This is a genomic window from Pseudomonas sp. GNP013, from assembly GCF_054343995.1.
This window is the reverse complement of record NZ_JBTGUT010000001.1, coordinates 2,495,020-2,509,698: the sequence shown is the minus strand read 5'-3', so window position 1 is coordinate 2,509,698 and position 14,679 is coordinate 2,495,020. Positions and strand designations below refer to the sequence as shown.

12 protein-coding genes and 1 pseudogene are annotated in these 14,679 nt (G+C 62.3%); 2 read left to right on the top strand and 11 right to left on the bottom strand.

Features of this window, described 5'->3' with window-relative positions; genetic code table 11:
- Both ACXX81_RS11045 and proP read right to left on the bottom strand, forming a co-directional pair.
- Positions 1 to 507 carry a GAF domain-containing protein gene (locus ACXX81_RS11045; RefSeq protein WP_209981653.1) on the bottom strand — a complete coding sequence of 169 codons (507 nt, stop codon included), beginning with the start codon at positions 505 to 507 and terminating at the stop codon, positions 1 to 3.
- Positions 508 to 558: 51 nt separating this feature from the next.
- Positions 559 to 2,061 (bottom strand): glycine betaine/L-proline transporter ProP, encoded by a 1,503-nt coding sequence (gene proP / locus ACXX81_RS11040; protein WP_209981655.1) that lies wholly within the window; start codon positions 2,059 to 2,061, stop codon positions 559 to 561.
- A gap of 327 nt (positions 2,062 to 2,388) precedes the next feature.
- Here proP and ACXX81_RS11035 point away from each other — a divergent pair, with 327 nt between their 5' ends.
- The gene (locus tag ACXX81_RS11035; protein WP_209981658.1) at positions 2,389 to 3,792 is read left to right on the top strand and encodes an MFS transporter; all 1,404 of its coding nucleotides are present in this window, start codon (positions 2,389 to 2,391) and stop codon (positions 3,790 to 3,792) included.
- Between the two features lie 133 nt (positions 3,793 to 3,925).
- Here the strand turns inward: ACXX81_RS11035 and ACXX81_RS11030 are convergent, their stop codons facing one another.
- Both ACXX81_RS11030 and ACXX81_RS11025 read right to left on the bottom strand, forming a co-directional pair.
- Entirely contained in the window at positions 3,926 to 5,218 is a 1,293-nt protein-coding gene (locus ACXX81_RS11030; protein ID WP_458571677.1) for a PQQ-dependent sugar dehydrogenase, read from the bottom strand.
- Positions 5,215 to 5,631 carry a DUF2231 domain-containing protein gene (locus tag ACXX81_RS11025; protein ID WP_458571676.1) on the bottom strand — a complete coding sequence of 139 codons (417 nt, stop codon included), beginning with the start codon at positions 5,629 to 5,631 and terminating at the stop codon, positions 5,215 to 5,217. Before ACXX81_RS11025 ends, ACXX81_RS11030 begins: the two co-directional genes overlap by 4 nt.
- Positions 5,632 to 5,807: 176 nt before the next feature.
- Here ACXX81_RS11025 and ACXX81_RS11020 point away from each other — a divergent pair, with 176 nt between their 5' ends.
- Positions 5,808 to 6,845: a UV damage endonuclease UvsE gene (locus ACXX81_RS11020; RefSeq protein WP_458571675.1), complete on the top strand. Its 1,038-nt coding sequence runs from the start codon at positions 5,808 to 5,810 to the stop codon at positions 6,843 to 6,845.
- Between the two features lie 441 nt (positions 6,846 to 7,286).
- Here ACXX81_RS11020 and ACXX81_RS11015 read toward each other — a convergent pair whose 3' ends face one another.
- The 7 genes and pseudogenes from ACXX81_RS11015 to ACXX81_RS10985 all read right to left on the bottom strand — a co-directional run bounded on the left by ACXX81_RS11015 (position 7,287) and on the right by ACXX81_RS10985 (position 14,584).
- Positions 7,287 to 8,054, bottom strand: coding sequence for a methyl-accepting chemotaxis protein (locus ACXX81_RS11015; protein WP_413469471.1), 768 nt, complete (start codon positions 8,052 to 8,054; stop codon positions 7,287 to 7,289).
- 90 nt (positions 8,055 to 8,144) lie between these two features.
- A pseudogene (locus tag ACXX81_RS11010) lies at positions 8,145 to 9,146 on the bottom strand (cache domain-containing protein); the annotation flags it as partial.
- A gap of 247 nt (positions 9,147 to 9,393) precedes the next feature.
- Positions 9,394 to 10,725, bottom strand: coding sequence for an ABC transporter substrate-binding protein (locus ACXX81_RS11005; protein WP_209981669.1), 1,332 nt, complete (start codon positions 10,723 to 10,725; stop codon positions 9,394 to 9,396).
- Between the two features lie 43 nt (positions 10,726 to 10,768).
- The gene (locus tag ACXX81_RS11000) at positions 10,769 to 11,836 is read right to left on the bottom strand and encodes a branched-chain amino acid ABC transporter permease (RefSeq protein ID WP_458571674.1); all 1,068 of its coding nucleotides are present in this window, start codon (positions 11,834 to 11,836) and stop codon (positions 10,769 to 10,771) included.
- A gap of 21 nt (positions 11,837 to 11,857) precedes the next feature.
- A complete protein-coding gene (locus ACXX81_RS10995; RefSeq protein ID WP_458571673.1) occupies positions 11,858 to 12,739 on the bottom strand; it encodes a branched-chain amino acid ABC transporter permease in 882 nt (293 codons plus the stop codon).
- A 2-nt stretch (positions 12,740 to 12,741) separates the two neighbouring features.
- Positions 12,742 to 13,518 (bottom strand): ABC transporter ATP-binding protein, encoded by a 777-nt coding sequence (locus tag ACXX81_RS10990; protein WP_209981675.1) that lies wholly within the window; start codon positions 13,516 to 13,518, stop codon positions 12,742 to 12,744.
- 10 nt (positions 13,519 to 13,528) lie between these two features.
- Positions 13,529 to 14,584, bottom strand: coding sequence for an AMP-binding protein (locus tag ACXX81_RS10985; protein ID WP_458571672.1), 1,056 nt, complete (start codon positions 14,582 to 14,584; stop codon positions 13,529 to 13,531).
- Positions 14,585 to 14,679 lie beyond the last annotated feature (95 nt).

Sequence of the window (14,679 nt, the reverse complement as noted above, 5' to 3'; positions counted from 1 at the left end):
TTACTGCTCGGACACCGACAGGTTTGCGTAGAAAATGCAGCCGATCAAGCGTGCGAACAGGCTCAGGGTTTCCGGCAGGTTGGGGTCTTCAAACAGCATTGCGCGCGAATCCAGGGCGCACAGGGCACCGTAGAGACGGCCATCGGGGAGGAAGATCGGCGCGCCGGCGTAGCTTTCAATGTCGAACTGTTTGACCACCGGGCGTACCGCGAAACGGCCGCTCTTGCTCACTTGCGGGATGAACAGGGTCGTGGGGTTGACGCAGAATTCGCTGCACAGGGTGGTTTCCAGGTCCAGCACGTCGTTGGCGTTGATGCCCATTCCCGAAGGGTCGTAGACCGAACAGACCACCCACTCGACGTCGGTGAACTTGGCGATCCCGGCAAAGCGCATGCCGGTCAGGCGGGTGACCAGTTGCAGGATGCTGGTGGTGGCTTCGATTTCGGCAATGGCAGCGCGCTCGTCCGCGCTGAGCAATGATTGTGGGGCGATGACGCTTGGAACCATTTGGAACACTCCAAAGACGTGGCGACCGAGGCCGCCACGTGCAGGCAGGTACTAGTTGATGCGTGGATGCTGTTGTACCAGATTGTTGCGCTTGGCTTCCAGTGCGGCGATCTCGGCATCGATATCTTCGATCTTCTGCTCGATATTATCGTGATGTTCCTGCAACAGTTCCTTGGCTTCTTCCATGTCCGAAGCCGCGGGCGCCGCGCCGCGCAGGGGCTTGTTGGCGGTTTCCTTCATGGTCAGACCGGTGATCAGGCCGATTACCGCGAACACCATCAGGTAGTACGCGGGCATGAACAGGTTGTTGGTGCTTTCCACCAGCCAGGCCACCGCCGTCGGGGTAACCCCCGCGATCAGTACCGACACGTTGAACGCACTGGCCAGGGCGCTGTAGCGCAGGTGAGTGGGGAACATCGCCGGCAAGGTGGAAGCCATCACGCCGATAAAGAAGTTCAGCACCACCGCGAGGATCAACAGGCCGGCGAAAATCAGCCCGGTCTTGCCGCTGGTGATCAGCATGAACGCGGGGATCGACAGCAACAGCAGGCCGATGCTGCCGGCGATGATGAAGGGCTTGCGGCCGATCTTGTCGCTGACAAAGCCGATGAACGGCTGCACGAACAGCATGCCCACCATGATTGCGATGATGATCAGCACGCCGCTGTTTTCGGCGTAGTGCAGGTTATGCGACAGGTAGCTGGGCATGTAGGTGAGCAGCATGTAGTACGTCACGTTGGTGGCCGCGACGATACCGATGCAGGTCAGCAGGCTGCGCCAGTGCTTGGTGGCGATCTCCTTGAATGACACTTTGGGGCCATGGGTCAGGCCTTCGCGGTCGCCCTGTTCGAGCTTGTCGACGTGCTGTTGAAAGGCCGGGGTTTCTTCCAGCGCATGGCGCAGGTAGAGGCCGATCATGCCCAGGGGCAGGGCCAGGAAGAACGGCAGACGCCAGCCCCAGGCTTCGAAGTCCGCCTCACCCAGCACGGTGGAAATCAACACCACCACGCCCGCGCCCAGCACGAAACCGGCAATCGAGCCGAAGTCCAGCCAGCTGCCGAGGAAGCCACGCTTGCGGTCAGGAGCATATTCGGCGACGAAGATCGACGCGCCGGTGTATTCACCGCCTACCGAGAAGCCCTGGGCCATTTTGCAGAGCAGCAGCAGGATCGGTGCCCAGATGCCGATGGAGGCATAGCCGGGAATCAGGCCGATGGCGAACGTGCTCAGGGACATGATCACGATGGTGGCGGCGAGGACTTTCTGTCGCCCGTATTTGTCACCCAGTGCGCCGAAGAACAGGCCACCCAGTGGACGAATCAGGAAGGGAACGGAGAACGTGGCCAGGGCTGCGATCATTTGCACGCTGGGGGAGGCATCCGGGAAGAACACCTTGCCGAGCACATAGGCGACGAACCCATACACGCCAAAGTCGAACCATTCCATGGCGTTACCCAGTGCGGCGGCGGTGATCGCCTTGCGCATCTTGGCATCGTCGACAATGGTGATGTCTTTCAAACCGATGGGTTTGACGCTTTTCTTACGTAGTTTCATGCAGGCCACTCTAAACAGAACAGGGGGAGTGCCATCGTTGCAGTGGCACCGCTGTGCTGCTTCAGATACACGCGGACACGAAATAATTCACCTTGTTGCATATTTTTTTGCCTTTTCCGCCTGCAGGCGAGAAGGCCATCGAGTGAAGCGCGGCTGTCATCCTACAACCTGTTGCGGCTGCCGTTTTTCATACCCCTTTAAATCCTTGCCCAATCGGCAATATTTCAGATTGACACCCTGTAGCCGTCCCGATATAAAAGCCATAGTTGTACGACGACATATGACGTTACATATGTCCTACCTAACAAAAATAAAAAAAGTGATGCCATGAATCTGAACGAGCCCATCAGTGCCCATCGTGTCGGCCAGGCGGTCGGCAATTACCGCTGGACCATCTGTGCGATGCTGTTCTTCGCCACCACCGTCAACTACCTCGACCGCCAGGTGCTCAGCCTGTTGGCGCCGCAGTTGTCGACGCAATTTGGCTGGAGCAACACCGACTACGCCAACATCGCGGCGGTGTTCCAGTTTGTCTACGCGATTTCCATGCTGTTTGCCGGGCGTTTTGTCGACAGGATCGGCACCAAGGCTGCTTACGTCATCGCCATCGGCATCTGGTCCAGCGGTGCCATCCTGCACGCGTTCGCGGTGCCGATGGGTGAGGGGATTGCGGCGGTCAGCGGCGCAATCGGTCTGGCGGTGATCCCGGTGTCGATTGCCGGTTTCATGCTGGCGCGTGCGGTGCTGGCGATTGGCGAGGCGGGTAACTTCCCGATCGCCATCAAGGCCACCGCCGAATACTTTCCGAAAAAGGAGCGCTCGTTCGCCACCGGTATCTTCAACTCGGGTGCCAACGTGGGCGCGATCCTGGCGCCGATCTGCGTGCCACTGATTGCCGGCATGTGGGGCTGGGAGGCGGCCTTCATGGTGATCGGCATGCTCGGCTTCGTGTGGGTGGCGATCTGGGCCGCCGTGTATGAAAAGCCGGACCAACAAAAACGCCTGTCGGCCGAAGAGCTGGCCTACATCCGCAGTGACCAGACCGCACAGCCGCTCACCCCGGCGCCTGCCGGCAGCGTCGCAAAGAAAGTCTCCTGGTTCAAATTGCTCACCTACCGCCAGACCTGGGCCTTCGCCTTCGGCAAGTTCATGACCGACGGCGTGTGGTGGTTCTTCCTGTTCTGGTTGCCCACCTACCTGTCGGCGCAGTACGGCATGAAAGGTGCGGATATCGTGATGCCTCTGGCCGTGCTGTACAGCATGACCATGGTCGGCAGCATCGGCGGCGGCTGGTTCCCCAGCTACTTCATGGCCCGAGGCGACGCACCTTACGACGGCCGCATGAAAGCCATGCTGGTGATCGCACTGTTTCCGCTGGTGGTATTGCTGGCGCAGCCGCTGGGCTACATCAGCTTCTGGATACCGGTATTGCTGATTGGCGTGGGCGCGTCGGCGCACCAGGCGTGGTCGTGCAACATCTTCACCACCGTGTCCGACATGTTCCCGCAGAAGACCGTGGCCTCGGTGGTCGGCATCGGCGGCATGGCCGGCGGCCTGGGCGGTGTGGTGATGACCAAGATCGGCGGCTGGGTGTTCGACTATTACAAGTCGATCAACGACATCCACACCGGCTACATGATCATGTTCGCGATCTGCGCCCTGGCGTACCTGGTGGCATGGAGCGTGATGAAGACGCTGGTGCCGCGCCACAAGGAAATCACGGACCTCTAAAAGCGGCGGCGATCAAGTGTGGAAGGGGGCTTGCTCCCGATGGCGGTGGGTCAGTCAATGCAGATGTTGACTGAAACACTGCCATCGGGAGCAAGCCCCCTCCCACATTTCGATCGCCGTTTATCAGACTAGGTTACGGGTTGCGCGTGATTCGCCAAATGGTATTGGCCAGGTCATCGGCAATGATCAGCGCGCCTTTGGGGTCAACTGTCACGCCCACCGGGCGGCCGCGGGTCTTGCCGTCATCGCCGCGAAAGCCGGTGGCGAAATCAATCGGCTCGCCAGCCGGCTTGCCATTGCTGAACGGCACGAAGATCACTTTGTAGCCCACCGGGTTGGGACGGTTCCAACTGCCGTGTTCGCCCACGAATACGCCGTCGGCAAACCTGGCGCCCATGGCCGGGATGGAAAAGTCCACGCCCAGCGCCGCCACGTGGGAGCCGAGGCTGTAATCCGGCTTGATCGCAGCGGCCACCTTGGCCGGGTTTTGCGGTTGCGCACGTGGGTCGACGTTCTGCCCCCAATAGCTGTAGGGCCAGCCGTAGAAGGCGCCTTCACGCACCGAAGTCAGGTAGTCCGGCACCAGGTCCGGGCCCAGTTCGTCGCGCTCGTTGACCACCGTCCACAATTGCCCGGACCCCGGTTGAATGGTCAGCGCGGTCGGGTTGCGCAGGCCGGTGGCGTAAGGCTTGTGCGCGCCAGTGGCGGCGTCGATCTGCCAGACCATCGCGCGGTCGATCTCCACTTCCATGCCACGTTCGGTCACATTGCTGTTGGAGCCGATGCCCACGTAGAGCTGGCGCCCGTCCTCGCTCACGGCCAGGGACTTGGTCCAGTGATGATTGATCTGCGCCGGCAGGTCGGTGACCTTGGTCGGTGCGCCGCTGGCTTTGGTCTGGCCGTCGGCATAGTCGAAGCTCACCAGCGCATCCTGATTGGCCACATAGAGCTTGCCGTTGGCGAAGGCCAGGCCGTAGGGCGCGTTGAGGTTGTCGGCAAACACGGTCTTGAGTTCGTACTTGCCATCGCCGTCTGCATCGCGCAGCAGGGTGATGCGGTTGCCGCTCTTCACCTTGGTGTTGCCTTCGGCCTTGATCAGGCTGGCGATCACGTCCTTGGGCTTGAGCTTGGCGGCGCTGCCACCGCGACCTTCGGCCACCAGAATGTCACCGTTGGGCAGCACCAGGGTCTGGCGCGGGATCGCCAGGTCGGTGGCAATGGCGGTCACACTGAAGCCTTCGGGCACCGTGGGCTTGCGGTCGCCCCAGGGGGTCGGCTCGGCAATCTTCATGCTCGGCAGCAGGCTGCTTTGCTGTTCCGGCAACTTGGGATCCGGGCCACGGGCCTGGGTCTTGTCGCCTTCGCCACCGCAGGCAGCCAGCAGCAGTGCGGCGCTCAATAAGGTGAGGGTGTGGGACGTTTTCATTTGCCACCTCCGGCGCGCAGGCCAGTCCAGGTTGCCGCCAGGGTCAGCAGCAGCACGATGGCCGACAGCACCAGGCCGGCGGGCATGGCGGCGTAGGCATCCTTGGCGTGTTGGAAGGCATTGACCAGGCCCAGGACCCAGGTGGCCAGCAACAGCAAAACGTACAGCAGCGGTGCCCCGGCCTTGCGCTCGGCGCGTACCAGGTTGACCAGCGCGCACAACAGCGCCAAACCGCAGAACACCAGCGCACCGGCGATCAGCCAGGAGGCAAAGTTGGCCCACTGAATCTGGAAAGTCTGGGTGTAGGCGATGTCACTGAGCAGGGCGCCGAGAAACAGCGGCACGGTGCCGGCGAGCAAGGTCGCATGCAGCGGCCCGGGGGTGATGCGTTGATACGCGGGAAGGGTAGTCATGGGGGAACGGCTCCTTGTTGTACAACGCCCCAGGTTCGGGGCAGCGCATAGGAAAGGAACGCAGCGTTTGTCAGAAAGTTCAGCGCATCTCGTGTCTAAATATTATGAACCGCCAGGGTCAGCCGCCGGCCCAACACCTTACAATCCTGCTCAATACTTCCACGCCAGGCCCTTCCATGACCCACCCTCGCATCGGTTTTGCGTGCCAGTACCGGCACCCAGAACGCCTGCTGTCCAACAGCGCCCTCAAGTTGATCGAAGGCCCGTACAACCCGCGTACCACCACGTTGCGCTGGATGGACGGGGTGGCGCCAGAGGTCGCCCGCGCCAAGCTGGTCGAGGTAGTCACCCATAACCTGGCGGCCCAACTGCGTCTGCTGGCCTACGTTGCCGACCTGCCACCGACCCTGCGCATGCTGCGCTTGAGCAGCGACCTGCTGCCGTTCTACAGCCACCCGAAAGTCGCCGTCTTCTACCAGGACCCGGCCATTGCCAGCCAATTGCTCGAAGGTTTTGCCGCCATCGGCGACCTGGCGCGCGCGTCTGACATTCGTTTGTCATTCCATCCCGGCCAGTACTGCGTGCTCGGCTCGGAAAACCCCGGCGTGGTGGAAAACAGCCTGGCCGAATTCGAATACCACGCCGACATGATCCGCATGATGGGCTATGGCCGGCGCTTCCAGGACCTCAAATGCAACGTGCACATCGCCGGTCGCCTGGGCGTGGCGGGCACGCGCGCGGTGTGGTCGCGTTTATCGGAAGTGGCGCGCAACTGCATTACGTTCGAAAACGACGAAAAGACCTACGGCCTCGATCACTGCCTGCAAGTGGCCGACCTGGCGCCCGTGGTGCTGGATATTCACCACTGCTGGATCAACGAAAACGACTACATCGACCCCGATTCGCCACGGGTTGCCCGCGTGATCGAAAGCTGGCGCGGCGTGCGCCCGACCCTGCATTACTCCCAGCCTCAGGAGGTATTGCAGGAAATGGGCTTTGACGCCGAGCACAAACTGGAAATGGATGCCTTGCTGAAGGTGGTCTCCAAGCGCGACCTGTACGCCCACAGCGCGCAAATGTGGAACCGCTGGACCAACGATTACGCGCTGCAGTTTTTTGATCGTTTCGACATCATGCTCGAAGCCAAGGACAAGAATGTGGCTGCGCTGGCGTTTTACGAGCATTTCAAAAAAAGCTCAGCGGCCTGCAGCTGACACAGCTTCTCCGTGAGGAGCGGGCGTGTTGTGGCTAGCGAGCTTGCCCTAATGCCGTTCAGTTAAGCCAACGTGATGCTCGAAGCAACGAGCGGTGCGACTTTTCGGTGTACATATCGGTTGTGCGGTAACGGCGGCTTAGGGTTCCGCCCTTACGGCGGCTCACTTTTGAAAAGCGCAAAAGTAAGCAAAACGCTCTTGCCCCAACACTCGGCACCTCGCCCAGGCTCGGTGTGCCCGAACGCTGTAAAAAATGTGGGAGGGGGCTTGCTCCCGATGGCGTCGGCCCAGCAAACATTGATGTTGAAGACCCACCGCTTTCGCGGGCAAGTCGAATCGTCGCACCGCAGCTCTTATCAAACACAAAATAACTTATTGATTTTAAACCTGAAGTTTCAGGCGGCCACAAGGGTTCGCTCTATACAAACGGTTAATCAGTCCCTAGGACTTGAACCGTCCCACCAACCCATTCAACTCGTCCGACAGTTGCGACAACCGCCCCGAGTCGTCCTGCGCCGAATGGGCCAGGCTTTCCACCAGCCGTGCTTCGTCGTAGATCTGCTGGATATGCCGATTGATCTCTTCGGCCACGCTGTGTTGTTCTTCGGCGGCGGCGGAGATCTGCAGGTTCTGGTCGCGGATTTCGTTGACCGAGGTCTGGATGCCTTCGAAGCTGTCGCGCGCGCTTTCGATGGATGACACGCTGGCGCGGGACAAGTCCATGCAGCTGTTCATCTTCTGCGTGACTTCCTCGGTCTTGCTGCCGAGGGAGCCCAGCAGGTGCTCGATTTCGCCGGTGGAGTCGGACGTGCGCTTGGCCAGCGCGCGCACTTCATCGGCCACCACCGCAAAACCACGGCCCTGGTCACCGGCCCGGGCGGCTTCGATGGCGGCGTTGAGCGCCAGCAGGTTGGTCTGTTCGGCAATCGCGCGGATGGTGCCGAGGATCTGGTTGATGCTGCGGCTGCCGGCTTCCAGCTCGACCATGGCCTGGGACGATTCGCTCAGGCGCCGGCCCAGGCGGTTGACGTTGTCGGTGGTCACTTCGATCTGCTGTTTGCCCTCGGCGACACGACGGTGACCGTTTTCGGCCGACTCGGCCGCGCCGCTGCAGGAACGCGCCACCTCGTTGGCGGTGGCGACCATTTCATTGAACGCGGTCGATACCAGCTCCACAGCCTCGCGCTGGCGCCCGGCCGCTTCGTTCATGTTGTGCGCCACTTCGCTGTTGACCCGTGAGGCGTCCTGCAAATTGGTCGATGCCGACCCGATGCGCTGGATCAGATGGCGAATCGCGGCAAGAAACTTGTTGAACCAGCCGGCCAGTTCCGCGGTTTCATCCTTGCCCTGCACGTGCAGGTCATGGCGCAGGTCGCCTTCGCCCTCGGCGATTGACTGCAAGCCACTGCTGACCTGGCCGATCGGCTTGACGATCACCTTGGAAAACGCCGCCGCGAGCAGCCCGAAGATCAGCACCAGCACCACCACGATCACGGCCGTGATGTAAGTCATGCGGGTCGCGGCTGCCATCACTTCGTTGTATTCAATCAGTCCCACATAACGCCAGCCCAGACCTGGCGAGGTCCAGATGTTGGCCATGTAGCGCACGCCGTCGATCACCACCTCGGTGGAGCCCTGAGGGGTGTTGGCCAACTGCGCGTACGGCGCGCCGAGGTCCTTGAGCGGCTTGAAGTTGTGCGCGGCATCGCGCGGGTCCACCAGCACCACGCCGTCTTCGATCAGCATCACGTAGCCGCTGTCTCCCAGCTTGATGCTCTTGAGCAACTCGGTGAGATTCTTCAGCGACACACTGACCACGAACACGCCCTTGGGCTTGCCGGCGTTATCCAGCAACGTGCGCGCAGTGCCCACCAGGGCCACGTCATCTTTATCGTAATAGTAAGCCGGGGTGCGCACGGTCTTGCCGGGGCTGGCCATGGCGGCCTTGTACCACGGGCGGGCGCGCGGGTCGTATTTGGCCAGTTGCGGATCGTCAGGCCATTTGACGTAGGTGCCGTCCTCAAGGCCAATGGACAAGATGGCCGCCGCCGGGTGAGTGGTGCCAAAGCGAGCAAACTGCTCGATCACGCGCTGGGCCTGGGGCGGCATCGGTTGGCTGGCCGCATCGGCGCCCTGGTAGTTCTTCAGTGTGTCAACAGAGGTGTATACAGGATCGGCGGCCATTTGGTCGACGTTCTGCACCGTGCCATCGAAGAACTGCCGGATATTGCCGTCAATCTGACGAATCTCGCGGGTGCTGCCATCGATGAACTGATCGACCGCCTCGGTGCGCGTGTTCATGACAGAGATCACCGCGACCAGGCTGACCGGGATAAAAGCGACGCAGACGAACGCGAGCACCAGCTTGTTCTTTATTTTCATGGAGACGACCATCAGCGGGGAGGGCGGCCAAATCGTCTGCCCTGGGTGGGCACGGCGACTTGATTTCACTGACTGTTTCGGCCTGATGGTGGTAAAGCTTTAGCGTTATTTTGTGTACAACTCGTCGCTGCCGAGTGGCGCCTTCCCTGGCGCTCTTTTCACCCGTTTATTGCGCCTGGCTGCAGTCGCGCGGGGTGATGCCTTTTTCCTTGGCGTACTGCTTCGCCGAGGCCTCGATGATGGGGCGCAACAGCGCGCGGTCGGCCTGCACCCAGTCGCTGATCAGGTTCCAGCGCTGCCCGTCCCATTGTTGGAAACGCACCGCGCCGCCGCCTTCATGGTCGGCGCAGGACAGCTTCAGCGGCTGCACCAGGCCCTTGGCGCCCAGCGCCTGCAACCGCGCATCGTCCAGGTTCAGGTGCTCGAAGCCCCAGCGCACCTGCTCGCCGGTCAGGGGTTGGTGGCCGTATTTCTCCTGGGCCAGGCGCACGGCTTCGACGTTGAGAATGCCGTTGACCACGCCCAGGTTGTAATACACGGTGCCAAAGCGCTTGGGGTCGGCGAGGTTGCCCTTGCCCGGGTCGATCACGCTGTGCTGAATGCCTTGCAGCACGGGAAAGTCGGTGCCCGAAGGGTGAGTGGTGATGGCGATGAAACCCTTGGCGGCGCTGCCGGCCGGCACCACGTCTTCTTCCGAATTGCTCCAGATGTTGCCGATGATGTGATCGGCCGGGTAGCCGACTTTTTGTGCCGACTTGAGCGCCACCGGGTTCATCACGCCCCAGCCGCGCAGGATCACCCAGTCCGGCTTGAGGCGGCGGATGTTCAGCCATTGCGATTGCTGTTCGTTGCCCGGGTGGGGCACTTCGAGCAGGGTCAGTTCGAAGCCGGCATTTTTCGCCAGAGTCTCCAGCACGCCGTTGGTTTCCTTGCCATACGGCGAGCCGTGATAGAGCACGGCGATTTTCTTGCCCTTGAGCTTGTCGGCGCCGCCTTCACGCTGGCCGATGTAATTGATGATCGCCGAGACTTCTGAATACGGGTTGAGCTGCAACGGGAACACATAGGGGAAGACGCTGCCGTCGGTGGAGTCGGTGCGGCCGTGGTTGATGGTGATCAGCGGCAGCTTGTCGGCGCTTGAGCGCTCCAGCGTGGCATAGGCGATGCCCACTGACAGCGGGTTGGTGGCCGCTGCCGGCGCACCGTTGAGCCCGCCCTTGAGGCGCTCGTAGCATTCGACGCCTTTTTCCACCACGTACTCGGTTTCGCATTCGCTCCAGGTCAGCTTGACGCCGTTCACGCCGCCCTGGGCGTTGACGTATTGCAGGTAGTCGATGAACCCGCCGAAGAACCCGCTGCCACCAGCGGCATAAGGGCCGACGCGGTAGCTTTGCAAAGGAAAGTATTGTTCGTTGGCGGCCTGGGCCGCGGCCGTGAACCCGGCGGTCATCAAGGCCAGGCCAAGTGCCAGGCGGCGCAGCGATAAGCGGTGGGGCATAGAGGCGATTCCTTGAGCAGTGATTGAATGTCAGTAACTGAATTCAGTAACGCAGCGGCCACACCCTGGCCCGTTGACGAAAGCGCTGCCACAGCCGGGCCAGCCCCTCCGGTTCCTTGATCAGGAAGGCGATGATCAGCGCGCCGAACAGCATCTTCTGGATATTTTCCAGCTGGCCCGCGTCCATCAACCCGGCAGGCAGCAGCGCGAAGAGATTGCCCAGCAGAATCGGGAACAGCACGATGAAGGCCGCGCCGAGAAGGTTGCCGAGCACACTGCCCAGGCCGCCGATAATGATGATGAACAGCACCTGGAACGAGCGGCTCAGGTCAAAACCGTGGGGCTCCACGGTGCCCAGATAAGCGAATGCCCACAGTGAGCCGGCGATGCCCAGGTAGAAGCCGCTGATGGCGAACGCCAGCAGCTTGGCCTTGTACAGGCGAATGCCGATGACGGCGGCGGCGGTGTCCATGTCGCGCACCGCCATCCAGTTGCGGCCCAGTTCGCTGCGCACCAGGTTCTTGCCCAGCCAGAACAGCGCCACCACCACCGCCAGGGTCAATACGTAGCGACCCCGAGGCGAGCTGAAGTCCAGCCCGGCAATCAGCAGCGGTGGCGAGGTGATCACGCCGGACGCGTTGTCATTGGTAAACCAACTGAAGCGGGTGAGCACCCACTCCACCACGAACTGTGCGGCAAGCGTCGCCACCAGCAGGTAAAAGCCTTTGATGCGCAGGCTCGGCAAACCGAACAGCACCGCCACCAGCGCGGCGATCACACCGCCCAGGGCGAAGCTCACCAGCAGCGGCAAGCCGGGCACGCGCAATTGCAGGTTGTAGGCGGCAAACGCGCCCACTGCCATGAACGCCGCCGAGCCCAGCGACAGCTGCCCGGCGTAGCCGGTAAGCAGGTTCAGGCCAAGGCCGGCCAGCGACAACACCAGCAGCGGCACGAGGATCGCGCTGAACCAGTAGTCATTGCCCAGCCAGGGCACGCCGACAAAGGCCAGCCCCAGCAGCAGCCACAACGCGATGCGGTCCTGGCGCAGGCGGAACGTGCGGCGCTCGGCCGCGTAGGAGGTACTCAGTTGACCGACTTCTTGATACAGCATGCAGGCATTTCCTCAGGGCAATCAGACCCGTTCGATGGCGCGTTCGCCGAACAACCCTGCCGGGCGCACCAGCAGAAACAGCATGGCGAGCACGTAGGGCACCCAGTTCTCAATGCCACTGCCGATAATCGGGCCGAGGTAGATCTCCGCGACTTTCTCGGTGGCACCGATGATCAAACCGCCGACAATCGCCCCACTGATCGAGGAAAACCCGCCGATGATCAGCACCGGCAAGGCCTTGAGCACCACCAGCGACAGCGAGAACTGCACCCCCAGGCGCGCGCCCCACAGCAACCCGGCCACCAGCCCGACAAAACCGGCCACCGCCCACACCAGCGCCCAGATGCGTGGCAGGCGGATACCCACCGCCATCGAGGCCAGCGGATCATCCGCCACCGCGCGCAACGACAGGCCGATCCGCGTCTTGTTGAACAGCAACGACAGCGCCACCACCAGCACGGCGGCGGTGCCGGCGGCAAACAGGTCGAATTGCGACAGCAGCATGCCGCGGATTTCCAGCGGTTCGTCGGCAATGCCGAGGTCGAGGCCATGCACCTGCGCACCCCACAAAAACTGCGCAAACCCTTCGATCAGGTAGGACAGGCCCAGGGTGGCCATGAACAGGATGATCGGCGGGCGATTGACCAGTGGGCGCAGCACCACTTTTTCGATCAGCAGCGCCAGCACCACCATGCTCGCCAGCGTCGCCACGAAGGCCCAGGCAAACGGCAGGCCGCGCTCGAGCAGGCTGACAAAGGTCAGCGCGGCGAACAGCACCATGGCGCCCTGGGCGAAGTTGAACACCCCCGAGGCCTTGTAGATCAGCACAAAACCGATTGCCACCAGCGCATACATCACGCCCGCCAGCAGGCCGCCGATCAGCACTTCGAAGAAAAACTCCATGCTCAGCTCCCCAGGTAGGCAGCGATAACGTCAGGGTTGGCGCGCACCTGTTGCGGGGTGCCGTCGCCGATCTTGCGACCGTAGTCGAGCACCACCACGTGGTCGCACACGCCCATGACCACGCCGATATCGTGTTCGATCAACACCACGGTGGTGCCGAACTCGCGGTTGATGTCGCGAATGAACTGGCTCATCTGCACCTTCTCCTGGGCGTTCATGCCGGCCATGGGCTCATCCAGCAACAACAGCGTGGGTTCGGCGGCCAGGGCGCGGGCCAGCTCGACGCGTTTTTGCAGGCCGTAGGGCAGGGTGCCCACCAGCGCATGGCGCCAGGGATGGATCTGCAAAAAGGCGATGATCTTTTCCGCGTATAGACGGTGGGCGTCGTCTTCGCGTGGCGCGCGGCCCAGGCGCAGCATCTGTTCGATCCAACTGCTGCGGCGCTTGAGGTTGCGACCGGTGAGTACGTTATCGAGCACGCTCATGCCCTTGAACAGCGCGATGTTCTGGAAGGTGCGTGCAATGCCGCCTTCGGCCGCCTGATGCGCCCGCATGCGCTGGCGCGTCTGGCCGGCGTAGTGAATGCGCCCGCTCTGCGGCGTGTAAACGCCGTTGATCACGTTGAGCAGCGAGCTTTTACCGGCGCCGTTGGGGCCGATCAGCCCGCAGATGTGGCCGGTCTTGACCTCGAAACTGATCGAGGTAATGGCCTTGACGCCCTTGAATGATAAGGAGATGTCATCGAGCCGCAGTAATACCGAATCAGTGAAAGGGCGCATGGTGGGCTCGTCAGGCAGATTGGGAAAGCATGGAGTCGGTGGCTTCGAGGCGCGCAGCGGGTTCCTGCCAGTGGCCGGGATGAATCCCCAGCGCAGCGAAGAACGTCGCGCTGTGTGGGCTCAGCGCCGGCCCCACCAGCAACGGCACGCGCAGTCGGCTCATGCCCAGCACATCGAGCAAGGGCCGGCGCACCAGCCAGTGGCCCAGCCAACGGCGCACGGGTGATTCGCTCGGCTTTAGGGCCCAGCGGTACAGCGCATGGCTGACAGTGCCCGGCAGCGGCAGGCGTTCACGCACCCAGTGCTCCAGGCGCGCGTAGGATTCGCGGGTGCCCAGCACCAGCGTCGGGCCCAGCTCGCGGCGGTCGGTGTCGCGGGTGGCCAGGGCTTCGGGGAAGTTCAGACGAAAGCCTGCGTGCAGCCAGGGCGCGAGCAGGTAGCGCGCCTGGCCGCTGGCGGCGAATACCCGCGCGGCCAGGGCCTCTTCGCCTGCGCTGAGCCGTTCGCGCTCGACCAGTGCGCGCGCGTCGGCCAGTAACTGCGCGTGGGTCAGGCCCAGCGCGGTGCCTGCGTGAAAAACGAAGGCGGTCGCATCGGATTGGCGTGCGCAGGGTGGCGCAGGGGCGTCGGTGCGCAGGTCGGCGTAGGCGATCAGGTTGGCGTTGAGGTGCTGGCTCAGGCCTCGTCCGTCGAGGTACACAATCACACTGTGCCCGCTCAGTTGCTGCAGCGCGTCGAGGTTCTGCACGAGCACGAAGCGCGGTCGCAGCCCGTTCAGCAATGCGCGGTGGTCACGGTCGGGGTCAAGCAGGGTGACGCTGGCGCCCAACCACTGCGCGGCCAATGCCATCAGCAGCGCTTCGGGATGCGCCTGGCTGATGATCAACAGATCATCGTTGCGCCCGAACTGGCGCTGTTGCAGGGCGGCGGCGAGCTGGCCGACGTCCCGGGCCAGTTCGCTCCAGCTGCGTTCATGCCAGATACCCAGGCGCTTGTGGCGCAAAGCAATCGCCGAGCCACGGGTTCGGGCCTGGTGCAGCAGCGCCTGGGGCAGTGTGTGGGGCATGGCGGCATCCTTCGAAGGGTATGCGAAGGTATTTGCACGCGCCGTGCCAGGCTGATAACTGCTTTTATATCAAATGGATAGACGTTACTCCTAAG

What these genes read in the sequence shown, in the direction of transcription:
- ACXX81_RS11045 (WP_209981653.1), bottom strand. Translation starts at nt 507, where the DNA reads ATGGTTCCAAGCGTCATCGCCCCACAATCATTGCTCAGCGCGGACGAG.
- proP (WP_209981655.1), bottom strand. Translation starts at nt 2,061, where the DNA reads ATGAAACTACGTAAGAAAAGCGTCAAACCCATCGGTTTGAAAGACATC.
- ACXX81_RS11035 (WP_209981658.1), top strand. Translation starts at nt 2,389, where the DNA reads ATGAATCTGAACGAGCCCATCAGTGCCCATCGTGTCGGCCAGGCGGTC.
- ACXX81_RS11030 (WP_458571677.1), bottom strand. Translation starts at nt 5,218, where the DNA reads ATGAAAACGTCCCACACCCTCACCTTATTGAGCGCCGCACTGCTGCTG.
- ACXX81_RS11025 (WP_458571676.1), bottom strand. Translation starts at nt 5,631, where the DNA reads ATGACTACCCTTCCCGCGTATCAACGCATCACCCCCGGGCCGCTGCAT.
- ACXX81_RS11020 (WP_458571675.1), top strand. Translation starts at nt 5,808, where the DNA reads ATGACCCACCCTCGCATCGGTTTTGCGTGCCAGTACCGGCACCCAGAA.
- ACXX81_RS11015 (WP_413469471.1), bottom strand. Translation starts at nt 8,054, where the DNA reads ATGAACGAAGCGGCCGGGCGCCAGCGCGAGGCTGTGGAGCTGGTATCG.
- ACXX81_RS11005 (WP_209981669.1), bottom strand. Translation starts at nt 10,725, where the DNA reads ATGCCCCACCGCTTATCGCTGCGCCGCCTGGCACTTGGCCTGGCCTTG.
- ACXX81_RS11000 (WP_458571674.1), bottom strand. Translation starts at nt 11,836, where the DNA reads ATGCTGTATCAAGAAGTCGGTCAACTGAGTACCTCCTACGCGGCCGAG.
- ACXX81_RS10995 (WP_458571673.1), bottom strand. Translation starts at nt 12,739, where the DNA reads ATGGAGTTTTTCTTCGAAGTGCTGATCGGCGGCCTGCTGGCGGGCGTG.
- ACXX81_RS10990 (WP_209981675.1), bottom strand. Translation starts at nt 13,518, where the DNA reads ATGCGCCCTTTCACTGATTCGGTATTACTGCGGCTCGATGACATCTCC.
- ACXX81_RS10985 (WP_458571672.1), bottom strand. Translation starts at nt 14,584, where the DNA reads ATGCCCCACACACTGCCCCAGGCGCTGCTGCACCAGGCCCGAACCCGT.